This is a genomic window from Thermococcus sp. AM4 (genome assembly GCF_000151205.2).
In the GTDB taxonomy this organism is placed as follows: domain Archaea; phylum Methanobacteriota_B; class Thermococci; order Thermococcales; family Thermococcaceae; genus Thermococcus.
This window is the reverse complement of the sequence record NC_016051.1, coordinates 1,586,184-1,608,739: the sequence shown is the minus strand read 5'-3', so window position 1 is coordinate 1,608,739 and position 22,556 is coordinate 1,586,184. Positions and strand designations below refer to the sequence as shown.

Here is a 22,556-nt window from a genome sequence, read left to right as displayed (position 1 = left end):
GTTAAAGGTTATTTTTCCTGAAATACAGTGGTTTGAGCATGATAATAGAAGAAAGGGGCTCAGAGCTTTCCGTTCTCCCTGAGCCACTCGCCGTACTTGACGAGGGCGTAGACGGCGTCAACGGCATCCTCGGTGGTCTCGTAGACCGGAATGCCCTTCTGCTCGATGTTCCTAGCCATCTTGTGCGGGAAGTCTCCACCGGGGGCAACGAAGACAATCGGCTTGCCGTAGGCCTTCATTCTCTCGACCGCGTCAATGATTCCCTCGTCGAGGGCAGGGCTCTGGAAGAGCGCGATGACGACGAGAACATCGACGTTCGGGTCTTCGAGGGCGTAGCGCATGGCTATCTCGTACCTGCTCGACGGGGCATCGCCTATGACGTCAATCGGGTTCTTGTAGGACATGTGAGCAGGAAGCTTTCCGGCCTTGACGTCCTCCTCGAACTTCTTCAGCGTCTCCTCGCTAAGCTCCGCCATCTTCAAACCGCGCTCGAGCAGGCCGTCGCTCATCATGACTCCTGCTCCACCGCCGTTGGTGACTATCGCGACGCGGTCGCCCTTGGCCGGCTTCTGCATAGCTAAGACCTTCGCGTAGTTGAAGAGCTGTCTCATCGTGGTCGCTTCCAGAACACCGCTCTGCTCAAAGGCCGCCCTGTAAATCGCGTAGGAACCCGCGAGTGAGCCTGTGTGGCTTGCGGCGGCCTTGGCTCCTGCCTCGGTCCTTCCGCTCTTGAGAATCACGACGGGCTTCTTGAGGGTAACGCGCTTTGCCGTCTCGAGGAACTTCCTTCCGTCCTTGACGCCCTCAAGGTAGCCGGTTATAACTCCGGTCTTCTCGTCGTCGCCGAGGTAGTCCATGAAGTCGCTCTCGTCGAGGTCGGCCATGTTGCCGAGGCTGATGAACTTGCTCATTCCTATCTTTTCCCTGGCCGCCCAGTCGAGGATTGCCGCTCCGAAGGCCCCGCTCTGGCTCATGAAGGCGACCTTTCCGAAGGGCGGTCTGGCCTGCCTCTCGGGCGGGTTGAAGTTACAGTCGAAGCCGTTCTCAAGGTTCGTAACACCGAGGCAGTTCGGCCCGACGACGCGAATGCCCCACTTCCTGGCGCGCTTAACGAGTTCCTCCTCGAGGTCGGCCCTTCCGGCCTCCTTGAAGCCGGCGGAGATAACGATGGCACCTTTGACGCCCTTCTCACCGCACTCGTCTATGACGTCCGGCACGAACTTGGCCGGAACCGCGATGACCGCCACATCAATCTCGTCGGGAATCTCCTTGATGCTCCGATAGACCTTGAACTTCTTCCCGTTGACCTCAATTTCACCGCCCTTGACGTTGACGGCGTAGACCTTGCCGTTGAAGCGGAGCGTTATCGAGCGCATTATGGCGTTTCCAACCTTCCCTGGCACGTGCGAGGCTCCTATGACAGCGACGCTCTTCGGGTAAAACAGGAAGTCGAGGCTCTCCATGACACCACCCCCTGAAGGCTTTTCGGAGGGCGTATATAAGCTTTCGCGTTATGGATATTTTATCCGTTTATCGAGCGGTACCGGTGGACCTCTTTATCTTTGTAAAATCACGTCTTGCACTATAGAGCAAAAGAGTTATATTGCCGAACGCTCATACAAACGTTAAAGCGTTTAAATTGGTGAGGGCAATGGCCAAGGTGAAGGTTATCACCGACCCAGAGGTTATTAAGCTTATGCTCGAGGACACGAGGCGGAAGATCCTCTCCCTGCTCAGGAACAGGGAGATGACGATCTCACAGCTGAGCGAGATCCTCGGAAAGACCCCACAGACGATATACCACCACATCGAAAAGCTCAAGGAAGCGGGTTTGGTTGAGGTCAAGAGGACGGAGATGAAGGGCAACCTCATCGAGAAGTACTACGGAAGAACCGCCGACGCTTTCTACATCAACCTCTACCTCGGCGATGAAGAGCTGCGCTACTTCGCCCGCTCGAGGCTCAAGACCAAGCTGGAGATCTTCAAGGCCCTCGGCTACGAGTTCGACGACGCCGAGCTCCTCAACGTTATGGACGAGCTCCTCAAGAAGGAGCACCAGTACAAGACGGAGATCTCCAGGGAGATGGAGGAGAACGAGGACAAGCTCAAGGACTTCTCAAACGAGGACATAATCCACGCCATAGAGTGGCTCGCCATGGCGAGGATGGGCAGGGACGATGAGGTTCTGGAGCTGCTTAAAAAGCTCGGCGAGATCCTGAGGAAGTAGGGGATGCGTCATGGGTAAGGGGATAAGGCTCCTGGTTCTCGACGTTCTCAAGCCCCACCAGCCCATCGTTACGGAGCTGGCGCTCGGTTTGAGCGAGCTCGAGGGAGTTGAGGGCGTGAACATAACGCTGGTTGAGATAGACAAGGAGACCGAGAACGTTAAAATAACCGTCGTCGGAGACGACCTCGATTATGAAGAGATCGTCCAGACCATAGAGGAGTTCGGAGGGGTTGTCCACAGCATAGATATGGTAGCGGCCGGCAGGCGTATAGTTGAGGAGGAGGAAACCCCCCAGGACAAACTGGAGGAGTAGGGGAAGTTTGCAATGAGGGAGGTTTTAATAATAACCGAGCCCTAGGTGTTTTATTGAGGATTCAAGACTCATTGTTTTTGACTTTTCTCCAAATCCCTTTTTGAGAAGAACTGATGACAGTAACGTCAAGAAAGTCTTTGAAATCCTGCTTGAAAATCTCCAGGAAAAATACCCTACAGTGGAGGTCATTCAAATTAGGATTATATCTCCCCCAATGTCCGATTTTCTGTTTTCTTATGGGTTTGGGGAACGAGAACGATTGTACTTGTACACAAAGACTGAAAAATTGCCACATGGCTCAAGATTTGTTGTGGAACTATCCAACGAACCCCCTGTTTCAAGTGAGATGGAGTGGATAATTAGAGTTTTTGAAAAGAAAGTGAAGTCTTGAGTTTAATCCCAGAATCCCTACTCCTTCTCGAACTCGCTCCTTTCCCTCTTTTCTACCTTCCCTTCCTTCTTCAGTTCAACCCGAAATTCAGCTTTCTCAACGACGTCCCTACCGAAAGGTACGTCCAGAACAGCCTTCAGCTCGTACGTTCCGTGCCCGAGGAGAAGGCCCTCTCGTGGGGACGGTAAAAACCTACCGAGGTTGCCCAGTATCATCATGGGAGTAATGAAGCGGAAGGGAGCAACAAGAACCGTGTCCTCCTCTGGGAGGAGTCGGCAATGGAACTCAAACTCCCTGCCCTCTCCGAGCTTTTTCTTAACTTCACCGCCTCCGCCGGAGAGGTAGAGCCTGACTCCCCTCGCCTTCGAGAGCCACGAATTGACAGTGCCTCCAAGGACACTTCCATCAAAGCTGTACTCAACCGTTGCCTTATCCCCATTTATCTCAAGGTGCATGGTATCTCGAAAGCAGGTTTCGCTCCTTGAGGTGAAGAATATCAAGACCAACCCGGAGTACCTCCCTGTTTTTATGAGCACCGCCGGTGCGTTGAGGTATCCGCGCCCATCCCCGTTTATCTCGACGGAGAACTCGTCCCAGGGAGGAACAATCTCGGTTCCCCTCCCTGAGGAAAACCTAGCGAACCTCCTCTCAATCCGGTAGTGCCTCCCCCTTCCCGTGTAATAGGAGTGCCCCTCGAGGAGAAGCCGACCCGTTTCGTATTTGACCTCCTCCGGGAGAACGAGAGAATTCCCAGAGACAGATACGGCACCCGCAAAGGAAAAGGCTCTGCGGCTCTGGGAGATGATCCATCCGACAGTGGTCGCAAGGATCAGGAAGGCTACTCCAATTAGGAGCTTATCCTCACTACCTATGTTCACAGGCGGTTCAAAGTGAGAAAGGTACAGCTTCAAGAGCACGGCAGAAGAGAGCAGGGCGAGGGCCGCGAGCGTGGAAAAACGGGGAAGGAACTTGAAGGAAAGGGGAACAATCCTCATCCTCAGCCCTCCCCTCTGGGAGGCTCAACTTCAAAGGTTGCCCGTTCAACGACGTCCCTTCCCAAGGGTATGTCAAGAACCGCTTTGAGCTCAAAGGTCCCATGGCCGAGAATCACCGGACCGCTCCACAGCTTTTTAAGGATCGCAAGAGGCGTGACCGTGTTGTAATGGGAGAAGATCAGGATCTTCTCCTGCGGGAGGGTGGAGAATGAGAACTCAAAGCTCCCCTTTCCCTTCGCCACTGTTTTCCATAGTTTATCAAGGCCGTACTCAACCCTAACCCCTCTCGCCTTGGAGAGCTCCGCCCAGACGCTTCCCCTGAGCATTTTCCCCTCGCCCCTGAACGTAACCTGGGCCATGTCGTTTCCCCTGCTGAGGTCAAGGCTCCCCTCTCCATTAACCACGCCTTCGTCGGTCAGAAAGATAACGAGGGCATTCCTGTAGGGCTCGCTGAGGATCCTTATGGCCGGGGCATCGATTGTTCCGGTTCCATCGGCTCTAAGCTCGACCCTGAAGGGTTCCCTTGGCAGCTCAACCTCAAGGCCGCGACCCCTGCCGGCGGGCCTGAAACTCCTTCTCGTGCGGTAGTTTCGGCTGCTCGTTGTTCCACTCCCCGTGCTCGTCGTGGTGTAGGTCCAGTAACCTTCAAGGAAAACCCTTCCAACCTCGTACTCAAGCTCTTCCGGAAAGCTGATTGAGGTTTCCGAGACGGTGGCCTGGCTGAACAGGCTGGAAGCCTTCTTTCCCCCTGCCAGCAGTCTGCCTCCAACGAAGACGAGGATACCCACAAAGAGGAGGGGAAAGAGGATGAACGCTATTCCAAAGCCGGCGGGTGCAAAAGAGCCGAAGGAGCTGAGAACGGAGGTGGCTATGAACGCAAAAAACAGGGCGAACACCACACCCATAACCATGAGGCCGATTGGGTTTTCCTTCACGAGGACCTTCTTCACGATCACCACCGTTCTACATTCGGCGTTCCCCCTTATTACTTTTGCCCCTCGTATGGCAAGGTTTAATTCGCCTCCCTAGAACTCAGAACGGTGATGGCATGGTCAGGTTGCCTTACATGGACGGCTTCTATGAGCTACGCCCGAGCAAAATAATAGCCCTCGCCAAGAACTACGCCGAGCACGCGAGGGAGATGGAGAGCGACATTCCCAAAAAACCGGTCTTCTTCCTCAAGCCCCCGAGTGCGCTCATCGGTCCTGGCGAGCCGATAATCCTTCCCAGAATGAGCAAGAGGGTTGACCACGAGGTCGAGCTGGCGGTTATAATCGGGAAGCGCGCGAAGAGAGTTCCGGCGGAGAAAGCCATGGATTACGTCCTCGGCTACACGATTCTGCTTGACATTACGGCGAGAGACCTCCAGGCCGAGGCGAGGGAGAAGGGCCTTCCTTGGACGATTGCCAAGGGCTTCGACACCTTCGCTCCCGTCGGCCCGAGGGTCGTGGATAAGCGCGAGCTGAAGATAGACGACCTCGAAATCGGCCTGAAGGTGAACGGCAAACTTAGACAGCTCGGAAGAACGGGCGAGATGGTCTTCAAGGTTCCCGAGCTCATAGAGTACATAAGCTCCGTTATGACGCTCGATCCCGGGGACATAATCGCGACCGGAACACCGGCAGGAATCGGCCCGCTGAGGCACGGGGATAAAATTGAAGCGTGGATTGAGGGCATCGGAAGGGTCGAGTTCGACGTCCTGAGCGAGGATTCGATTCTGTGCTGAGAAACTCTTTTAAATTTCAACTTCTTACCTTTTCCGGTGGTTTGAATGGGGCGGTTGAAGGCGGGGATTGCGTTCCTGTTGGCGGTCTTCGTGGTGTTTTCAGCGGGCTGTCTCAAGGGCGGCAACTTCGTTTACTCCAAGGGGAAAACGCTGTCCCCGGGTGCCGAGCTCGTCTACCCCTTCAAGGGCCCTGTGAATCTAACCGTAAAAGTGAGCTCCAACGTCCCAGTCGAGGTTAAGATAGTCGGCGACAGCGGCGTCCTCAAGGACTTTGGCATGAGGACCAAGGTTGATACGGTCGTTTCCCTGCCGGAAGGCAAATGGAAGGTGGTAATTAAAAACCCCGGAAACGAGACTGCGAAGCTCGATATCGAGCTGAGGGGTCATTGAATCACGTAGGTATGCACCATCAGCCCGCCGTGCCCTATTAGGCGGTGGTGCTTGATTTGGAAGCCGTTCTCCTCTATTGCCCTCTCTATCGCCCTCTTCTCCGTCGTTATGAAGACTCCCCTCTTCTCCAGAACCTTTGCAAGCTCCCCGAAAAAGTCCATGTAGAGCTTCGGAATGGCGCTCTTACTCCCTATCTTTAGCCCGTAGGGCAGATTGCTGACCGCGAAGTCCACGCTCTCGACGTATTCACTTAGCCTCGTCGCATCGCCGAGGACGAACTCTATTCTATCCAGCACTCCGGCGGAGAGGGCGTTCATCCTGGCGCCGTTCAGGTGCTTCCTGAACTTCTCGAGGCCGATTATCCTCCCATCGTAGTCCCGTAGGGCGAGCTCTATCGGAATCGTTCCGGACCCGCAAAAGGGGTCTATGAATGGCCCGCCGTCCGGTTCGGCCAGCTCAATCAGCGCGTTCGCTATGCTGGCCTTTAAATGGGCCGGGTGGTCGTAAACCCTCCACGGCCTCTTGTGGAGAGAGCTGTCGCCTGTCGTGTCAATCCCCAGGAAGAAGGCCTCGCCAATCAGCTCGGCCCTGAAGATTACCGCTGGGTGGTCGAGGTTCACCTTTGGCGTTCCGAAGCGCTCCAAACGCTCGAATATAGCCTTTCCAACGGTTTTCGCGATATCAACGCTTGTAATCTTGTGCTCGCCCTTGCGGAAACTCCTCACCGCGAAGCTCTCGCTTACCTTAACGTACCTTTCCACCGGAAGTGAAGCCACGAATTTCTCAATCCTCTTCAAAGCCTTTTCCGGCTCCTCATCGGTTATCCCCTCGAAGCGCTCGCTCGCTATCTCGACTATAACCCTGTGGAGAAGCCTCGAACGCTCGTTCAGGTAGGTTGAAACGCTCAGCTCTCTCTTCCGTCCCTTCTCGTCGGTGTAAAACGCTTTATCGACCTCGGCCAAGACCCTTCCCTCGACGCCGAGGGGCTTCTCCTCCACCCGAAACGGAACTCCAAGGCCCGAGAGGAGCCTCTCGACCTCGGCCCTCGCGAAGTCCTCTATTCCCCGTGAAGTGGTTAGGATTAGCCTCATATCCATCACTCCAGTATCGCTATAACTCCCTTCCACTTCTTCCCGAAGCACTCGCTCGCGATGGCGCTCTTTCCCGTTAATTCTTCGAGGAACTTCAAAGCCGAGTCGCACTTCTTGAAGCCCGTCGCTATGCCCACCGTTATCCCCTCGATTTCCCTCACTCCCGCCCTCTTCTGGTTGTCGAGCTTTTCTCTCAGCTCATCCCCATAGCGCCAGAGGATTCTCCTCGGGTCGAGGAGGAGTTCCCTCTCAACGCCGTCGAGGACATCTTTGAAGTCCCAGACGAAGTCCCGGCTCTTCTCCTCCTCGCTCGCGAACAGCGTAAACCTTCCAGTCTGCCATTCGCGGAGAAGCCACCTCGCCGTTTCTTCCAAATCGACCTCTCCGCCGGCCTTTATGAGGCCCCTCTTCTCCCCTATCCGCCTGAGGATTTCCTCCTCGCTTTCGGCTTCGATGCCGAACTTCTCCGTTATGGCTTCCCTCCTCGTCTCGAGGATTCTGGAGATTAGCTTTAAGGCCGGCCTGACGGGTTCCTCAATCTTATCCGCCGGGAAGCCTCCTTTAATGACCAGCTCGTCGAAGTCGTCTATCGGAACGACTCCGGGGCTGTCGAGGAGCCAGAGCCTCTTGCTGAGCCTTATCAGCTGCTTCCCCTTGGTGTAGCCAGGTATCGGGGCGGTTCCGACGGCCCGTTTTCCCTTCAGGGTGTTTATTATCGTGCTCTTACCGACGTTGGGATAGCCTATGAGGGCCACCTTAACTTTCTCCTTCTCGTCCAGGAGGGGCTTTGCGAGCTTTTTGAGTTCCCTCCTCAGGATTCCAGTTCCCTTCCTCTCCCTCGCGGATATGAAGACTACAGGTATCTCGCTCTTCCGCTTGTACTCCTCTGCCCACTCCTTCGGCACCAAATCGGCCTTGTTCATAACTATAAGGAGGGGCTTGCCCTCCTCCTGGATTAGCCTTTCAAGCTTCCTGTTGCGCGTTCCTATGGGGTCTCTCGCATCGACTACCTCGACTATCACGTCGGCCTCGTCTATGACTTCCCTAACGACCTTCCAAGCTTTCCTCTGCTTCATCTCTAACCACCGTTATCTCGAAGATTACAGTTCCACCGTCCGTGTAGGGCGGTCCCGGGTCGAGGCACTGGACGTAGGCTTTCTCTCCCCTTCCGAGGCCTAGCTCGCTCGGTTTAATACCCTTTCGCAGGGCCACGATGTAGGGGAGCAGTGATGCGAAGGCGTGGGTGCAGATTGCATCGGTCTCGTCGAGCTTTACTTTGGGCCCCTCGATTACTATCCTGTCCCCTGGCTTAAACACGGGACATCTGCCCCTTATTTCCACCACACGGGCCTCCAATCGCTCCATCCCTCCCACCGAAACCTAAATAAAGCTTGGAGTTCAAAAAACTAACTGACTTAACAAGAGGGTATTACGATAACCCTTATGGTGGTGTTCACAGTGGCCGAGGATATAGAAGCCAAGATTAGAAGGTTAAGAGAGCTGGGTAAGGCGAGTGCCGAGCCCGAGACGCCTCCCACGCCCGTTTCAAAGCCCTCCCCAAAACCAAAACCTCCCCGCAGGATAAGGCGCCTGAGCAACATTAGGGAGAGGGAGAAGAAGAGGAGAATCCTCATCGGTGCCTCAATCCTGATAATCCTGATCCTGATAGTCTCGTTCGCTGCTTACTCGTGGTATTCAAGTCAGAAGGCGAAAGAGTTGAGAGACGCAAAGCAGAGGAAGCTGGCCGAACTGAATTCGTACTTCAAAGGGGACATACTGAAGACCAGCTACGGGCAGGCCACGTACAGAGAGCTCAAAGCGAAGATAGAGGCGGCGAAAAGCGTTGAAGAGCTCAACTCCATCGATATAAAGAGCGCCTACCTCCAGGTCTACAACAAATACAAAGCGGAGCTTGAAGAGAAAAAGAGACAGGAGGAGCTCAAACGCCTGAACGAAGCCAAGGAGCAGAAGAAGACTGAGATAAAACTCCTGTTTGAACCCCTGCTTGCCCAGCCGCTGCCGAGCCAGATAAGGGCCCACGCCCTTCAGATAGAGAACGAACTACTTGCCAGGATCGACAACGCCACCTCAATAGACGTCGTCAACTCGACGGACCCAACCCCCTACCTGCTCCAGCTCTGGCGCGAGTACTACACCTACAAGGTTGACTCAATCAAAGGCGACTACGTGGTTCTCGAGTTCAACGGCCACAAGAAGATATACACCAAGGAACAGGCGAAGGCCATCCTCTCCGGGATCCAGGATTACACCGTTCTGATGCAGTACAGCGTCAAGGAGGTCCAGTTCGTTAAGATAGCCCTCCTCCTCACCAGGGACAGGGTTGTTGGGGGATTCATCGAGCCGGGCGCAAAGATAATGATATTCGCCCAGAACGCCACCAACAGGCAGTACCTTCAGATAGCGGACCTCGGCTACGTTGATTCCGTCCTCCTCCCGGCGGACGCAGGCATAATAAACCTGAACGAGCAGCAGGGAAGCAGCTCCTCGAGCAACTCCAACTCCAACAGCCAGAGTTCCTCAAGCAGCCAGAACTCCGCGAGCGCCGGCGACACAACGGTCTCAACGGGCGGAAGCTCCTCCAGCTCCTCCAGCTCGAGCGAGAGCTACTCCGAGTCATCCTCGGCCTCGTACTACTACTCGGTCAACCTCGGCGAGATAATGAGGGCGATCTCCTCGGGCAAGATACAGGGTTCGGAGGAGGCCATCAAGCAGCTTGAAAACTACGGGGACAACTTACTCGCCCTCGAGAAGAGGCTCCAGCTCCAGAACGTGCCGAACGGAGTTCCGTTCCTCGTGATCGTCGAGGTGCCCTCGGTTTACGTTCCGGACGTGCTCAGCCACATCAACACGGTGTACATCGGCGAGCTCGTCGAGAAGAGCTGACGGGGTGGGATCGATGAAAGCCAAGCTCCTTCCCCTCCTGGCCCTTTCATTGTTGTTCTTGTCCCTTCCCGCGCTCGCCGAGAGTGAAACCTACAACCTTCCGGGGGAGAACTACAACAACATCGGCCTGAGCGGGCAGCTGATAATGTACGTAAACGTCACGCTCATCAATCTGGCCCCCTATCCCAAGTTCATAGTGGCCAACCCCCTGTACGACTTCAAAGTTTACAGACAGAACAACGGGGAATGGCTCGTCGGGACCTTCAACGAGACGAGGGGGGAGATGGTGTACCAGCTCTCCCCGGAGACGCTCAACAACACCCTCAACTACCGCGTCGGGTTCTGGATCTACCCCTACGAAACAGTTAAGGTCCAGTTCTCGATCACGGAGGCCCACAAATACTACATCAAGCTCAAGGACTACAAGGACTCCTGCCCGACAGACGTGGGACTGTACATCCTGAACTATGAGAACGGAACCTTCACGGGTGGAAAGATCCACACCTACGAGAACCTCAACTATCCGATCTGCGGAGTGGCTTACCCCCAGCTCCTGAACTACCCGCTGGTCATAAGGTTCAACGAGGTTCTGCCCTCGATGGACGGCTACATCAAGATGCTCAAATACGAGGGAATCGTTAAATTCAAGCTCACCGACGTCCCGGACAGCACTGACGACAACAGTACATCGAACGTCGAGTTCCCGCTGTTCTTCGCGGTGTCCCAGCCGGTGATATTCCACAACGCGACGATGACCGATTACCAGCCCCCGTACTCCATGAAATACAGCGACTACCTGAACTTCATACTCGGATACAGGGGATTCACCACGCCCAAGACCCCCCAGAATAAACCCAGAAACTCCTCCAACGGGCTCTTCAAGCTCACCGACAGCCTCATCTCGGGAACGAAGATCAAAAAGCCCGAGATCCACGCACCGGCCGTCAAGCCCCTCGACTTCCCGATATGGGTCGTGTACATGGGTAAAGACGTGAACACCCTTGAAATAAGCTACCGCGTTGAATGGAATAATTACCGTGGGTGAGAGTGTGGTGGAAAAGAAAAAGAAGAAGGAGCTCTCCGGTTCATGGATAGATGAGATACTCGGGGGCAAGAGCGATCCCCTCGCAAACGTACTGGGTGAGAAGAAGGAGGAGAAGAAGCCCCCATTACCTTTCATCTCAGAGGGCTCCCCGCTCGAGGAAATCCTTGGCGGCTCAAAGAAGGAAGAACCAAAAAAACCCCCGGTTCCAGCGGGCAATCCCCTTGAAGAGATCCTCAAGTCAGCGGAGAAGCCCAAGGAAGAATCACCGGCTCCATCGCTGAGCGCAATCCTCGGGGGAAAGGAGGGAAAGGAGAAGCCAAGCGAGAGGCAGAAAAAGCCCGAAACGCCCACCGGAGTTGATCTCCTCGGCCAGATCCTCGGAGGAAGCACGGGGACGGCCCCAAGCAAACCCAAGGCCCCGGCCAGGTCACAGCCCCTGCCACTGCCTCTCCCCAAGCCAAAGCCCTCCCTCGGGCTTCAGAGCATAATAGGAGAAACCAAAACGGAAGAGCTGTCCTACGGGGGCAGGGCAAAAGTTCTGGACGCGTACGGAAACGTCAGAATATTGAAAGTCAAGGGAGAGCCCGTGCCGATATACGAGATAAGACTACCAAAGCTCTCGAAGGATGAAGAGAACCTCCTGAAACAGGTCAGAGAGCGGGCGATAACGGAGATCCAGATCGATCCCACTCTGATCCCGAACTACGAGGAGAGGAGGAAGATATTCCTCAGGGAAGTCAAGAGAATGCTCAAAGAGGCGGCCCCAAACTTCTCCGAGGGAAGAATAGAGGTTCTGGCGGAGCTCATAGTGCAGAGCATGCTCGGCTACGGCCTTCTCGATCCCCTCGTGAGGGACGACAACCTTGAGGAGATCATGGTCATCGGAACCAACAAGCCGGTCTACGTGTGGCACAGGCGTTTCTACATGTGCAAAACCAACATAGTGTTCAAGGAGGAGAGGGACATACTCAACATCATCGAGAGGATAGCCAGGGAAGTGGGCAGGAGGATAGACCAGCAGAACCCGCTTTTGGACGCCCGTCTCCCCGATGGAAGCCGTGTTAACGCCACGATACCTCCTATAAGCCTCGACGGTCCGACGATAACTATCCGTAAGTTCAAGAAGGACCCGCTAACGATAATCGACCTCATAAAGTATGGAACCATGAACAGCGACGTTGCAGCCTTCCTGTGGCTCCTCGTTGATGGGTTGGGGGTGAAGCCGGCCAACATACTCGTGGCCGGTGGAACCGGTTCCGGTAAGACGACTACCCTGAACGCACTGGCGATGTTCATCCCGCCCAGCGAGCGCGTTATCAGCATCGAGGACACGGCCGAGCTTCAGCTGCCCGTCGAGCACTGGGTCAGGCTCGAAACCAGGCCGCCGAACATCGAGGGCAAGGGAGAGGTCACGATGGACGACCTCGTCAAGAACACCCTCCGTATGCGTCCCGATAGAATCATCGTCGGTGAGGTCCGTGGCCCAGAGGCCAGGACGATGTTCACAGCCATGAACACGGGTCATAATGGCGCCCTCTACGACTTCTCGGTCATCCAGCTCTCGGACGGCCGCTTCGTTCTCATCGGCGACCTGCTCGAGGAGCTATTTAGGAAATACTCCGACAGAATTGAAACCTACAGGGATCTGGAGTACGTGGTTCTCGATGAGGAAGACAGGTTCGAGGTCGTGAGCGTTGGCCCGGACCTCAAGGCAGGAAAGCACGTCGTTTCGAGGGTCTGGAGAAGGAAGGTCAGAGAGGGAGAGAAGCTCATCCGCGTGAGGACGAGGACGGGCAACGAGGTGATACTCACAAAGACCCACCCGTTCTTCGTGTTCTCCGACGGCGACGTGGTGAGGAAGGAAGCGGAGAAACTCAAGCCCGGTGACAGAGTGGCCGTGATGAGGAAGCCCCCAAGGCCGCCCCAGAGGAGGGCAATCATCAACCCCGAGGTTTACGCGGGGATAAGCGACTACTACCTCGTCCCCAACGGAAACGGCCTCGTAAAGGTTCCGAACGACGGCATTCCTCCCGAGATGGCACAGTATCTACTCTCAATCAACTCGAAACCCGTGAAGCTCGTCCGCGAGGTGAATGAGAGCCTTTCCTACGCCGTTGGAGTCCTCCTTGGAGACGGTTACATTTCATCAAACGGCTACTACATCTCGGCCACTTTCGACGACGAATCCTACATGAAGGCATTCACCTCTGCAATCTCGGAGTTCCTTCCCGAGAGCGAGCCGCAGGTAAAGCGCGAATCTGCCTACACGGTGGTAACCTACGGCTCAAGGCCCTTCGCCGAGTTCCTCCACAGGGCCTTCGGAATACCCAAAGGGCGCAAGGAGAGCCTCGACGTTCCAGATCTGGTTCTCTCGAACGATGATCTATTGAGGCACTTCATAGCCGGCCTCTTCGATGCCGATGCCTACATAGACGAAAACGGCCCTGCTGTTATCCTAACGACGAGGAGCGAGAACCTCGCGAGGAAGGTCTGGTATGCCCTCCAGAGGCTTGGAATAATAAGCACCGTCTCCCGCGTGAAGAACAGGGGTTACAAGGAGGGCGTGATATTCAGGGTCACGGTGAGGGGTGTTGAGGACTTAATTAGATTCCACCGCTCGATACCGCTCAGGCACTCGCGGAAGAGGGAGAAGCTTGAGGAGCTCATCAGAAAGTACCGCTCCTATCGTGGAAAGAGGGCCGACCGCGTACCGATTTCGCCGGCGATGCTCGAACCCCTCAGGAGAAGGCTCAACCTCACGGTTTCGGAGCTTTCGAGGCTCGCCTCAAGCTATGCCGGCGAGAAGGTATCGGAGAGCCTCATAAGGCACGTTGAGAAGGGAAGGATGAAGGAAATCAGGCGCTCCGCGCTCAGGGGCATAGCGCTCGCCCTCCAACAGGTTGCGAGCGATCTCAGAGATAAAGAAGCATGGGTTCAGGCGAAGAGGCTTGAGCTAATAGCGGAGGGAGACGTCTACTGGGACGAGGTCGTTAGCGTCGAGGAGGTCGAGCCGGAGGAGCTGGGCATAGAGTACCTCTACGACCTGACCGTTGAGGAGGACCACAACTACGTCGCCAACGGGATCCTTGTGTCGAACTGTATGGGCACCATACACTCCAACAGCGCCCGTGAGACGATAGTGAGGCTTGAAAGCCCGCCGATGAACGTTCCAAGGATAATGATCCCTGCCCTCGACATAATCCTGATGCAGGTCAGGTTCAACAGCAGGAAGAAGGGAACCGTCAGGAGGGTCACGGAGATAGCGGAAATCTCGGGAATCGAGGGCGAGAGCATACAGCTCAACAAGCTCTACAAGTACGATCCGGCAAAGGACGAGCTCCAGCCAACGGAAGTTCCGAGCAGGGTCATAAACGAACTCGCGAGGCACACGGGAATGAGCATAAGCGAGCTGGAGATGGAGAGGGAGAAGAGGAAGATAATCCTCGAGTGGATGATGGAGAAGGGCATCAGGAGCATAGAAGAGGTCGGCCACTACATCAAGATGTTCTACATCGATGAAGACGCCCTCATAGAGAAGATCGAGAGGGATAGCTCGGCCCAGATACAGGAGCAGATCAGGAACATAGCGTGAGGTGTTCGTATGGGAGTCATCGAGGCATTCCTCAATTTCCTTGAAAAGCTCGGCGGCACGACGCTCGAGGTCACGGAGAAGCCGGTTAGAAAGCTCCCCCGCCGGAAAAGCCTCCAGGAGAGACTCAGAGCGCTCAAAGAGATCCAGAAGGAAACGGAGGAGAGCAAGGAAAGCGAAAGGGAGAGGGAACTCGAAGAGATCCTTGAGTGGAGGAGAAAGGAGATAACGACCTCCTTCGGGGAGAGGTTAGCAGAGGCCTTCCTCAAGAGGTTCAAGGGGCCTGTCGAGTCGCTGACGAAGTCGATAAAGGGCCTCGACTACGATCTATACCGCGCAAACATCAGGATGTCAAAGGAGAAGTACGTGGCCCTGATGATCGTAACTTCCATTTTCCTGGGTGCGTTCGCCTTTGCCTTCGGCCTGCTGCTTGAGATGGACTTTTTCACGTCGATGATGCTCGGACTGCTCGGATTCATAGGCGGCTTCCTCTACATGAGGAACTACCCCAGAATAGTGTGGAGGAGGAGAGTAGCGGAGGTCGAGAAGGCACTGCCCTACGTTCTCAGGCACATAGCGTCCCTCCTGAGCGCGGGAGTCGGTATAGCTGAGGCACTCGTCTCTGTCGCCAAGGCCGATTATGGCGTTGCCTCCGAGGAGTTCGAGCTCATAGTGAGGGACATGCGCGCGGGTGCATCGTTCGAAGAGGCACTCGAGAGGTTCGAGGAGAAGATGGGTTCGGAGAGCGTGAGCAGGGTCGTGAAGCAGATCCTCAGGGCAATAAAGTTCGGTGGAAACCTCGCGGAGATACTCTACAAAATGGCGGAAGATTTCGCCTTCGAGTACAGGATGAAGCTGGTCGAATACGTGCAGAAGGTGAACGGTATAGCCTTCATATACATGTTCATGACAATAGTCATGCCAACGATGTTCATAGTGGCAATACTGGCAGGTTCCGCCTTCAGCGCCCAGGGCGGAGGAGGGAACCTGGCGCTTTCGCCGTCGGCACTGGCGGTCATACTGCTCTTCGCGTTCCCGATGCTGTCCCTGATAATAGTCACCATGATAAAGCGCGGTGAGCCGAGGTGAGGTGAATGCCGAGGGAATCCGGTGGAATTGCAGTCCTGCTCACGAGGATCCTCGAGAGAATCCTGCCGGCGAAGTGGGTAAAACGCTACGAGCTATTCATCTACTCGGCTGGAATAGAGTTCCTGGCGATAGAGTACCTGATAATCTCGATCCTCCTCTCCGTTATCTTCGCGGTCGTCGTCCTGATACTGTCGAATGCACTCTACGCCGTCGCAACGCTCGTGGCGGTTTTCGTTGGCATGGCCTTCGCCTACCCGTACTGGAGGATCTCCAAGAGACTTGAGGAGATGGAGAAGAACCTCCCGGACGCGTTCTTCTATCTGGCCAGCTCTCTGAGGGCTGGTATATCGTTCTCCGAGGCGCTTGAGGACCTGACGACTGCAAAGTTCGGGGCATTAACAGAGGAGTTCAAGAGGGTCGTTGGTGAGATCAGGAAGGGCCGCTCAACGGTCGAGGCCTTGAGGGTAATGGCCCTGAGGAACAGGAAGTCACCGGTGATATACAGATCCCTCATGATCATCATCGAGGCCCTTGAGAGAGGCGCTCCTATGAGCGACGTCCTCGTCTACGTCGCCAACGACGTTCGCGAGATCCTCAGGATAAAGCAGGAGAGAAAGGCCTCAACGGGAATGCAGATGATGTTCTTCATCATCACCAGCGGCTTCGTTGGACCGGCCATCATCGGAACGGTTGGAAAGCTCATGGGAATAATGGTCCAGGGACCGGCCCAGGCCCAGATCCCAACGGTCCTGAACATACTGCTCGGTTTCGTCATAATCCAGGCTATAGTGTCGGGGCTTGGAATAGGCGTCATCAGAGAGGGCAAGTTCTCGGCCGGGATAAAGTACGGCATAATGCTAGCCATAATGGGGGCACTCGTCTTCCAGGGAATGAAGTACGTGAACCTGAGCTTTTGAAAAAGGAGATCAGGCCTCGCCGGCCTTCTTTATTTCAACGACCTCTATCTCGAAGATCGCGGTTTTCCCCGCGAGGGGGTGGTTGAAGTCGAGTTTAACCGTCTTCTCCTCAACCTTCAGTATCTTGGCTATCCCCGCGTCGGTCATAACGTACATCCCCTCAACCGGCTCGAGACCGGCGGAGGTGAACTGCTCGATGGGAACGGGCACGATCAGATCCTCCCTGGGCATGCCGTAGCCCTTCTCCGGGGGCACGATAACCTCTTTCCTCTCCCCGGGCTCCATGCCGATGAGGGCCTCCTCTATGCCGGGAATTATCTCGCCGGCTCCGATGGTAACGCCTATCGGCGCGTACTCCCTGTCCTCGACGAAGATTCCCTGCTCCTTGGCAACGTCCTCGTAGGATGTGTCGAAGACCTCACCGTTCTCGTATCTGCCGATGTAATTGAACAGAACAAAATCACCACGTTCAACCTTCATTTCCTTCAACTCCAAAATTCTTCCATCGGAACTCGCTGGCCGGGTTTATAAACCTTTGGAACAAAAATGGGAAAGAGTGGTCACTCCTCTGGGAGGATGTAGTAGACGTAGTGGGGCCTGCTGGTTATCTCGTCTATGAAAACCACGGTGCCGCTCTTCGGGGGTCTGAGATAGTGGACCTCTCCCTTCCTCGTCGTTACCGCCGCGAAGGCATCCCCTGTTCTAACCCTGTTTCCGACGTTTGCGATGAGGGTCTTCGTGAAGCCTTCAACGGGCAGGAGGAGCAGCTCGTCGCCCTTCCTTAGGTATATCCTCGTTCTGCCGTCGGGGAGGACAAGGACCGCGTCAACCAGCATTCTGCTCTCAACCCTGTCAACGTAGAGGTAAAACCTGTCGTACACCTCCCTTTTGAGGAACTTCGCCCTCTCCACGTCGATGAAGTCCGGCAGGGCCTCACCTTTCCCGAGCCAGACCTCAACGTTGCCCATGATCACAACGCAGTCCTCCACCGCCTTTCCACCGGTGAAACACTCCTCAAAAGCCGCCTCAACGTAGAGCCTCGGAAGCCTCTCCATGGTCTCACCCTGAGATTCATCACCGGAGGGCGTTTTAACGTTACCGGAATGAAAAAGATTTAAAGGGTAACTCCAAAGGGGAAATGAGGGAGATGTCAACCAGAACGAAAGCTCTCGCGGTAATGCTCGGCATACTGCTCCTCATGGCACTGCTCTTCCATCCCACGGTCAGGCGCGGGGAGATCGAGAGAAGCAACTCAAGCCCAACCGTATGGTCCATAATAATATCGCTAACGAGCATCGTCTCGATGATGATAGTTCTCCTTCTGTTTCTGAGCTGGCGCGATATCCCGAGCAAGAGAAAGGACCTCTACAAGGACCGAAAAATCGTCACGAGAATGCTGGCGTTCTTCATAATGGCCCTTCTCTTCGGTGCGGTTCTCCAGATACTCGCCGGGGGCGTTCAGCCGCTCCCCCGCAACGCCACAGCCAACAACACGACGACAACCACGGGGGTGGTGGGGACACCCCAGTCCTACAACGTCACTCCTCACCATGCGAAGGGAGGGGAAACGTCCAGCTTTCCGGTGTGGATAGGCTACACGATAGGGGTTGCCTTCCTGATCTTTCTGGTGATCTGGGGGGCGAACTACTACCGTGAGATGATCCGGAGAAGGAAGAGAAAGGCGATCAAACTCAAGGCTGAAGCCTTTGACAGAAAGCTCCAGGAGGAGGGCTTAGAAGCCTTCGACAACCCGAGGGACGCGATCGTTGGCATATACAAGAACGCCGTCCTCTGGCTTGAGTACCTGGGTATTCCCTACAAGGAGAGCTGGACGCACTGGGAGCACGCTGAAAAGGTTGGTTTTAGGAGGGAGACCTTCATCGAGCTGACTAGGCTCTTTGAGAAGGCCAAGTACGCCCCCGAAAAAGTAACCTGGGAGGACGCGGAGATGGCCCTGAAAGCCTACAGGGAGATGCGGAGGGGGATGGATGAGAATACGTAAATCCTTCCTGATCCTCATAGCGCTCCCCCTGATCGGGGGGATAATCTTCGGGGCGTACGTCCTCAGATGGCTCTCGGTTCTTTTGCTGTCGATCATCACGCTCGCCTACCTCTTCGGGGAGGAGTTGAGGATAGCGTACCCCTCGATAAGCAGGAAGGAAATCGTGGAGAGAAAAGACGAGATCGAGAGGATAGCCAAGATAATCGAGAAGGCCAAGAAGAGCCCCGTTTCGAGGTCGATCCTCGAGGAGCAGATAATCGAGATCTATATGACGCTTTCCGATAACCAGGCCGAAACTTACAGACGGCTTCACGAGAAGCCCAACGAAGCCCTCCTCCTAATAAGGAAGGAGGGAGATTTTTTGGAGAACCTCGAGAAGGCTTTGAAGGTTGTTGAGGTGGATATTGATGAAGGTGGAAGAAGTCCAGCTGAAGGGTAAAGAGGTACTCGGAGAGGTCAAGAAGGCGATAGTGGGAAAGGACGAGGTGCTCAGGCTCATACTGACGACGATCCTGGCTGACGGCCACATACTGCTCGAGGACTTGCCGGGCCTGGCGAAAACGCTGATGGCCAAGAGCTTTGCCAGGGCCCTGGGGGTGGAGTTCAGGCGCGTTCAGTTTACGCCGGATCTGCTTCCAAGCGACATCCTCGGCGTTAGCATCTTCAACCAGAAAACCCTGGAGTTCGAGTTCAAGAAGGGGCCCGTTTTCACCAACGTCCTGCTCGCGGACGAGATAAACCGCGCCCCTCCAAAGACCCAGTCCGCTCTGCTCGAGGCGATGCAGGAGAGACAGGTTACGGTTGAGGGCAACACCTACGAGCTCCCGAAGCCCTTCATAGTCATAGCGACCCAGAACCCGATAGAGCAGGAGGGAACTTATCCGCTTCCCGAGGCCCAGCTCGACCGTTTCCTCGTCAGGCTCCGCGTTGGCTACCCGAGCAGGGAGGAGGAGATGGAGATCCTCCGGAGAAGGATGGAGAGGAAGAAGGAGGAAGTTGACGTACGCCCGGTTACGACCCCGAAAGAGGTCGTGGAGATGCAGCGCGCCATAGAGGACGTCTACGTCAGCGACGCGATACTGGAGTACATAACCGACATCGTCACGGCAACGAGGGAGGACAAGAAGGAGATCGAGGTCGGGGCCTCGCCGAGGGGAAGCCTCGCCCTTTTGAAGCTCTCCAGAGCGTACGCCGCCCTCAACGGGAGGGACTACGTCATACCCGACGACATCAAGGCCATCGCCGTTCCGGCGTTGAGCCACAGGCTCATCCTCAAGCGCGAGCTCTGGTACACGAGGGTCAGCCAGGAGAGCATAATGAAGAAGCTCCTCGACCGCGTTCCAGTTCCAAAGTTCGAGTGATGGCCATGCCCGGAGAAATAAAGCCAGAACTGACGGAGAGAGCGGCCGAAACCCTGCTGGCAATGTGGCTGATACTAATCTCGGCCTTTTTCTTCCTGCGCTGGGAGTTAGTCTACCTGATACTCCCCGTGCTCTGGGTCTTCTTCGTGTCGATATTCTTCTTCAGGCCCGAGATAAAGCTCGAGGTCAAGAGGGAGATACCGCACGATAGAATGCTGGAGGGCGAAACGGCGGAGATAAAGCTGAGGATCAAATCGAACGCAAGGATACCCAGCCTCAAGATCGAGGAGGACATCCCGGAGGGGCTTGAGCTAATCGAGGGGAGCAGGGAACACGTTCTGTCCCTCGGAACGGACGAGGAAAGGACGATAACGTACAAGGTTAGGGTCAGGCGCGGGATACACGAGTTCAACGGGGTGAGGATCAGCTACCGGGATCCGATGGGCTTCTTCAAGCTCGACCACTTCATAGAGCACTACACCGAACTGATAGGTATGCCCCTCATCGAGGACGTTCCGACGCCCTACTCAACGCGGGGAACCAAGATCACCGCCGGTCCATTGCCATCTCCGAGGATTGGTGAGGGGGTTGAGTTCCACGCCATAAGGGAGTACCAGCCCGGAGATCCCCTCAAGATAATCAACTGGAAGGCAACCGCGAAGACCGGAAAGATAATGGCCAACGAGTACGAGAGCGAGAGAAAGGTCGACGTTGTGTTCATCGTCGACGCTTCCTACCGGGGAGGACGGGTCTTTGACTACATCGTCAGGGCCGCGGCCTCTCTCATGCTCAACGCCCTCCACAACGGAACCAGCTTCGGTCTGCTCTTGGCGGAGGCCGTGCCCCTGTGGGTTCGCGTCGATTACGGAAAGAGGCACTTCTTCAAGTGCATTGACTTCTTAAGCACCGCGAAGCCAGACAGGAACAACATGATAGCCTACCAGGTCGAGCACCTCATCAGATCTCGCTTCCCGGCGAGGGCCCAGCTCCTCTACTTCTCCACTCTCCTCACGGAGGAGAGCAGGGAGGCCCTGAGAACGATGTCGGCTTACGGTTACAAGGTCATCGTGATTTCCCCCGACCCATACAGCCTCGTCGAGCCGAAGACGAAGGAGGAAGAGCTCGCGGTGAGGATCCTCAGGCTGAAGAGGAAGGCACAGCTCAGGAAAATGGCCACCCACGGGATCATAATCGACTGGGACGTCAAGAAACCCCTTAAAGCTGCCATCGCAGAGGTGATCCACCTATGAGAAAACCCAGAAGGAGGTTCTACTCGCTGATCCCGCTGGTGCTCTCTATGTACCTGCTACACACTGTGGACAGGTGGAGCCTTCTGCTCCTTCCCCTGGCGCTGCTCGGGATACACTGGCACTTCTTCGGCATGCTCTTCCTGGCCGGGGCTGGAATAGACCTCGTTTACAGAAACGTCGGGGGGATAAAGGGAATAGCGATCGTTGCCCTGGCACTGCTGGCGATCGAGATGGGACAGATGGACAGGGAGAAAGCCCCCTACGAGCACTACGCCGTTCTGATACTGGCGGTGTCCCTGAGCATTCCAACGTACCTGCTGATCCGGACAGTATCCCCGTTCCTCCCGAGGCTGGAAGTCACGGCCGTAGCGGCCGGAGTCGTGCTGGCCCTCTACCTCTTCACCAGAATGGCGGGGGAGGACTAAACGCTCCAGCTCCCCCTCTTCTTCAGGACTTCTCTCGCCCGCTCTAGACCGAGTCTTGCACACTCCCCAAGCGCTTTCCCCTTCACGAGCCCGGCGAGAAAACCGCCCGCGAAGGCATCGCCGGCACCGGTTGGGTCTATCTCACCCTCAACTGGCAACGCCGGAAACTCGTGGAAGTCGCCGTCGTAAATCAGAACTCCTCGCTCTCCCCTCGTTATAACAACCAGATCAGTTCCCCACGAGTACAGCTCCTCGGCGGCTTTCTCCACGTCGTCGAACCCGGTGATTAGCTTCGCCTCCCTCTCGTTTGGAAAGATGGCGTAGCTCCTCGAAACGAGCTCCCTCACGAGGCCCGGCTTTCTCCGGTAGTCCTCGTAGTAGGTCGGATTGAAGTCGAGGCTCACCCTCTTCCCTTCAAGTCTCTCGATGGCCTTGAGCTGCTCCTCTGGAGGAATCGGGGCTATGTGGAAGATTTTCGCTTTGAGGTAATCATCGGGAATCGGCGTTTCACCCATTCTCTCCGCAACGCCCATCTCGACCGGCGACTCGACGCTTCCGTCGGGTTTGTAGATAACCCAGATGTGAATGGTCTTTCCGGGGAGGATTTGAACTCCCCTGATGTCAACGTATTCCGCGAGCTTTTGGAGCCATTCTCTCGGAAAATCCTCGCCAACTTTAGTGACGAGGCCAACATTGGCGCCGGCCAGGGCGGCGGAGGTCGCAACGGCCGCAGCCGCTCCGCCGGGCATCTCAATTTTCCTCCCGTCCGGGAAGACTATGGTATCAATTGAAACGTGACCGAGGACGACGAGTTCTACCCCCATAGTTTCACCCGAACGCT

General features: G+C 55.6%; 23 protein-coding genes. 14 read left to right on the top strand and 9 right to left on the bottom strand.

Going from position 1 to position 22,556, the window contains the following annotated elements; all coding sequences use genetic code 11:
• Positions 1-59 precede the first annotated feature (59 nt).
• Positions 60-1,463 carry an acetate--CoA ligase family protein gene (locus TAM4_RS08845; RefSeq protein ID WP_014122899.1) on the bottom strand — a complete coding sequence of 468 codons (1,404 nt, stop codon included), beginning with the start codon at positions 1,461-1,463 and terminating at the stop codon, positions 60-62.
• Positions 1,464-1,651: 188 nt separating this feature from the next.
• Here TAM4_RS08845 and TAM4_RS08840 point away from each other — a divergent pair, with 188 nt between their 5' ends.
• Both TAM4_RS08840 and TAM4_RS08835 read left to right on the top strand, forming a co-directional pair.
• Positions 1,652-2,227, top strand: a complete 576-nt coding sequence (locus TAM4_RS08840) for a winged helix-turn-helix domain-containing protein (protein WP_014122898.1) — start codon at positions 1,652-1,654, stop codon at positions 2,225-2,227.
• A gap of 10 nt (positions 2,228-2,237) precedes the next feature.
• Positions 2,238-2,540: a DUF211 domain-containing protein gene (locus tag TAM4_RS08835; protein WP_014122897.1), complete on the top strand. Its 303-nt coding sequence runs from the start codon at positions 2,238-2,240 to the stop codon at positions 2,538-2,540.
• Between the two features lie 408 nt (positions 2,541-2,948).
• On the opposite strand, the gene TAM4_RS08825 is transcribed toward TAM4_RS08835, so the two are convergent.
• A complete protein-coding gene (locus tag TAM4_RS08825; RefSeq protein ID WP_014122896.1) occupies positions 2,949-3,926 on the bottom strand; it encodes a hypothetical protein in 978 nt (325 codons plus the stop codon).
• Positions 3,927-3,928: 2 nt separating this feature from the next.
• Positions 3,929-4,882 (bottom strand): hypothetical protein, encoded by a 954-nt coding sequence (locus tag TAM4_RS08820; RefSeq protein ID WP_237702078.1) that lies wholly within the window; start codon positions 4,880-4,882, stop codon positions 3,929-3,931.
• Positions 4,883-4,974: 92 nt separating this feature from the next.
• Here TAM4_RS08820 and TAM4_RS08815 point away from each other — a divergent pair, with 92 nt between their 5' ends.
• A complete protein-coding gene (locus TAM4_RS08815; protein WP_014122894.1) occupies positions 4,975-5,652 on the top strand; it encodes a fumarylacetoacetate hydrolase family protein in 678 nt (225 codons plus the stop codon).
• 45 nt (positions 5,653-5,697) lie between these two features.
• Positions 5,698-6,042, top strand: a complete 345-nt coding sequence (locus TAM4_RS08810; RefSeq protein WP_014122893.1) for a hypothetical protein — start codon at positions 5,698-5,700, stop codon at positions 6,040-6,042.
• Here the strand turns inward: TAM4_RS08810 and trm14 are convergent.
• From trm14 to TAM4_RS08795, 3 genes are read right to left on the bottom strand one after another with little or no spacing between them, the layout of a single operon-like run.
• On the bottom strand, positions 6,036-7,133 hold the full coding sequence (gene trm14 / locus TAM4_RS08805; RefSeq protein WP_014122892.1) for a tRNA (guanine(6)-N2)-methyltransferase: 1,098 nt from the start codon (positions 7,131-7,133) through the stop codon (positions 6,036-6,038). The two genes, TAM4_RS08810 and trm14, sit on opposite strands and share 7 nt — an antisense overlap.
• Before the next feature lie 5 nt (positions 7,134-7,138).
• Positions 7,139-8,209, bottom strand: coding sequence for a GTPase (locus TAM4_RS08800; RefSeq protein WP_014122891.1), 1,071 nt, complete (start codon positions 8,207-8,209; stop codon positions 7,139-7,141).
• Positions 8,178-8,498, bottom strand: a complete 321-nt coding sequence (locus TAM4_RS08795) for a TIGR04076 family protein (RefSeq protein WP_048150476.1) — start codon at positions 8,496-8,498, stop codon at positions 8,178-8,180. The genes TAM4_RS08800 and TAM4_RS08795 overlap by 32 nt, the downstream gene beginning before the upstream one ends.
• Positions 8,499-8,591: 93 nt before the next feature.
• On the opposite strand from TAM4_RS08795, the gene TAM4_RS08790 reads away from it, so the two are divergent.
• From TAM4_RS08790 to TAM4_RS08770, 5 genes are read left to right on the top strand one after another with little or no spacing between them, the layout of a single operon-like run.
• Positions 8,592-10,037: a DUF515 domain-containing protein gene (locus TAM4_RS08790; RefSeq protein WP_014122889.1), complete on the top strand. Its 1,446-nt coding sequence runs from the start codon at positions 8,592-8,594 to the stop codon at positions 10,035-10,037.
• A gap of 13 nt (positions 10,038-10,050) precedes the next feature.
• The gene (locus TAM4_RS08785; protein ID WP_014122888.1) at positions 10,051-11,082 is read left to right on the top strand and encodes a hypothetical protein; all 1,032 of its coding nucleotides are present in this window, start codon (positions 10,051-10,053) and stop codon (positions 11,080-11,082) included.
• Positions 11,083-11,086: 4 nt separating this feature from the next.
• Positions 11,087-14,674 carry an ATPase, T2SS/T4P/T4SS family gene (locus TAM4_RS08780; protein WP_083820425.1) on the top strand — a complete coding sequence of 1,196 codons (3,588 nt, stop codon included), beginning with the start codon at positions 11,087-11,089 and terminating at the stop codon, positions 14,672-14,674.
• A 9-nt stretch (positions 14,675-14,683) separates the two neighbouring features.
• The gene (locus tag TAM4_RS08775) at positions 14,684-15,760 is read left to right on the top strand and encodes a type II secretion system F family protein (RefSeq protein ID WP_014122886.1); all 1,077 of its coding nucleotides are present in this window, start codon (positions 14,684-14,686) and stop codon (positions 15,758-15,760) included.
• Positions 15,761-15,765: 5 nt separating this feature from the next.
• The gene (locus TAM4_RS08770; protein WP_014122885.1) at positions 15,766-16,677 is read left to right on the top strand and encodes a type II secretion system F family protein; all 912 of its coding nucleotides are present in this window, start codon (positions 15,766-15,768) and stop codon (positions 16,675-16,677) included.
• 9 nt (positions 16,678-16,686) lie between these two features.
• Here TAM4_RS08770 and TAM4_RS08765 read toward each other — a convergent pair whose 3' ends face one another.
• Positions 16,687-17,157 carry a peptidylprolyl isomerase gene (locus tag TAM4_RS08765; RefSeq protein ID WP_014122884.1) on the bottom strand — a complete coding sequence of 157 codons (471 nt, stop codon included), beginning with the start codon at positions 17,155-17,157 and terminating at the stop codon, positions 16,687-16,689.
• An 80-nt stretch (positions 17,158-17,237) separates the two neighbouring features.
• On the bottom strand, positions 17,238-17,732 hold the full coding sequence (locus tag TAM4_RS08760) for a DUF2118 family protein (RefSeq protein WP_014122883.1): 495 nt from the start codon (positions 17,730-17,732) through the stop codon (positions 17,238-17,240).
• A gap of 83 nt (positions 17,733-17,815) precedes the next feature.
• On the opposite strand from TAM4_RS08760, the gene TAM4_RS08755 reads away from it, so the two are divergent.
• Genes TAM4_RS08755 through TAM4_RS08735 form a run of 5 tightly spaced genes read left to right on the top strand, consistent with a single transcriptional unit; the run spans position 17,816 to position 21,715 of the window.
• Positions 17,816-18,679 carry a DUF4129 domain-containing protein gene (locus TAM4_RS08755; protein ID WP_148258675.1) on the top strand — a complete coding sequence of 288 codons (864 nt, stop codon included), beginning with the start codon at positions 17,816-17,818 and terminating at the stop codon, positions 18,677-18,679.
• On the top strand, positions 18,666-19,118 hold the full coding sequence (locus TAM4_RS08750) for a hypothetical protein (RefSeq protein ID WP_014122881.1): 453 nt from the start codon (positions 18,666-18,668) through the stop codon (positions 19,116-19,118). The genes TAM4_RS08755 and TAM4_RS08750 overlap by 14 nt, the downstream gene beginning before the upstream one ends.
• A complete protein-coding gene (locus TAM4_RS08745) occupies positions 19,087-20,040 on the top strand; it encodes a MoxR family ATPase (RefSeq protein WP_048150473.1) in 954 nt (317 codons plus the stop codon). Before TAM4_RS08750 ends, TAM4_RS08745 begins: the two co-directional genes overlap by 32 nt.
• A 5-nt stretch (positions 20,041-20,045) precedes the next feature.
• Positions 20,046-21,290: a DUF58 domain-containing protein gene (locus TAM4_RS08740; RefSeq protein WP_014122879.1), complete on the top strand. Its 1,245-nt coding sequence runs from the start codon at positions 20,046-20,048 to the stop codon at positions 21,288-21,290.
• Positions 21,287-21,715: a hypothetical protein gene (locus TAM4_RS08735; RefSeq protein ID WP_014122878.1), complete on the top strand. Its 429-nt coding sequence runs from the start codon at positions 21,287-21,289 to the stop codon at positions 21,713-21,715. The genes TAM4_RS08740 and TAM4_RS08735 overlap by 4 nt, the downstream gene beginning before the upstream one ends.
• Here TAM4_RS08735 and TAM4_RS08730 read toward each other — a convergent pair.
• Entirely contained in the window at positions 21,712-22,539 is an 828-nt protein-coding gene (locus TAM4_RS08730) for a carbohydrate kinase family protein (protein ID WP_014122877.1), read from the bottom strand. The genes TAM4_RS08735 and TAM4_RS08730 overlap by 4 nt on opposite strands.
• Positions 22,540-22,556 lie beyond the last annotated feature (17 nt).

What these genes read in the sequence shown, in the direction of transcription:
- TAM4_RS08825 (WP_014122896.1), bottom strand. Translation starts at nt 3,926, where the DNA reads ATGAGGATTGTTCCCCTTTCCTTCAAGTTCCTTCCCCGTTTTTCCACG.
- TAM4_RS08730 (WP_014122877.1), bottom strand. Translation starts at nt 22,539, where the DNA reads ATGGGGGTAGAACTCGTCGTCCTCGGTCACGTTTCAATTGATACCATA.
- TAM4_RS08750 (WP_014122881.1), top strand. Translation starts at nt 18,666, where the DNA reads ATGAGAATACGTAAATCCTTCCTGATCCTCATAGCGCTCCCCCTGATC.
- TAM4_RS08795 (WP_048150476.1), bottom strand. Translation starts at nt 8,498, where the DNA reads ATGGAGCGATTGGAGGCCCGTGTGGTGGAAATAAGGGGCAGATGTCCC.
- TAM4_RS08775 (WP_014122886.1), top strand. Translation starts at nt 14,684, where the DNA reads ATGGGAGTCATCGAGGCATTCCTCAATTTCCTTGAAAAGCTCGGCGGC.
- TAM4_RS08815 (WP_014122894.1), top strand. Translation starts at nt 4,975, where the DNA reads ATGGTCAGGTTGCCTTACATGGACGGCTTCTATGAGCTACGCCCGAGC.
- TAM4_RS08840 (WP_014122898.1), top strand. Translation starts at nt 1,652, where the DNA reads ATGGCCAAGGTGAAGGTTATCACCGACCCAGAGGTTATTAAGCTTATG.
- TAM4_RS08765 (WP_014122884.1), bottom strand. Translation starts at nt 17,157, where the DNA reads ATGAAGGTTGAACGTGGTGATTTTGTTCTGTTCAATTACATCGGCAGA.
- TAM4_RS08785 (WP_014122888.1), top strand. Translation starts at nt 10,051, where the DNA reads ATGAAAGCCAAGCTCCTTCCCCTCCTGGCCCTTTCATTGTTGTTCTTG.
- TAM4_RS08770 (WP_014122885.1), top strand. Translation starts at nt 15,766, where the DNA reads ATGCCGAGGGAATCCGGTGGAATTGCAGTCCTGCTCACGAGGATCCTC.
- TAM4_RS08845 (WP_014122899.1), bottom strand. Translation starts at nt 1,463, where the DNA reads ATGGAGAGCCTCGACTTCCTGTTTTACCCGAAGAGCGTCGCTGTCATA.
- TAM4_RS08810 (WP_014122893.1), top strand. Translation starts at nt 5,698, where the DNA reads ATGGGGCGGTTGAAGGCGGGGATTGCGTTCCTGTTGGCGGTCTTCGTG.
- TAM4_RS08835 (WP_014122897.1), top strand. Translation starts at nt 2,238, where the DNA reads ATGGGTAAGGGGATAAGGCTCCTGGTTCTCGACGTTCTCAAGCCCCAC.
- TAM4_RS08735 (WP_014122878.1), top strand. Translation starts at nt 21,287, where the DNA reads ATGAGAAAACCCAGAAGGAGGTTCTACTCGCTGATCCCGCTGGTGCTC.
- TAM4_RS08760 (WP_014122883.1), bottom strand. Translation starts at nt 17,732, where the DNA reads ATGGAGAGGCTTCCGAGGCTCTACGTTGAGGCGGCTTTTGAGGAGTGT.
- TAM4_RS08740 (WP_014122879.1), top strand. Translation starts at nt 20,046, where the DNA reads ATGCCCGGAGAAATAAAGCCAGAACTGACGGAGAGAGCGGCCGAAACC.
- TAM4_RS08745 (WP_048150473.1), top strand. Translation starts at nt 19,087, where the DNA reads ATGAAGGTGGAAGAAGTCCAGCTGAAGGGTAAAGAGGTACTCGGAGAG.
- TAM4_RS08755 (WP_148258675.1), top strand. Translation starts at nt 17,816, where the DNA reads ATGAGGGAGATGTCAACCAGAACGAAAGCTCTCGCGGTAATGCTCGGC.
- TAM4_RS08800 (WP_014122891.1), bottom strand. Translation starts at nt 8,209, where the DNA reads ATGAAGCAGAGGAAAGCTTGGAAGGTCGTTAGGGAAGTCATAGACGAG.
- trm14 (WP_014122892.1), bottom strand. Translation starts at nt 7,133, where the DNA reads ATGAGGCTAATCCTAACCACTTCACGGGGAATAGAGGACTTCGCGAGG.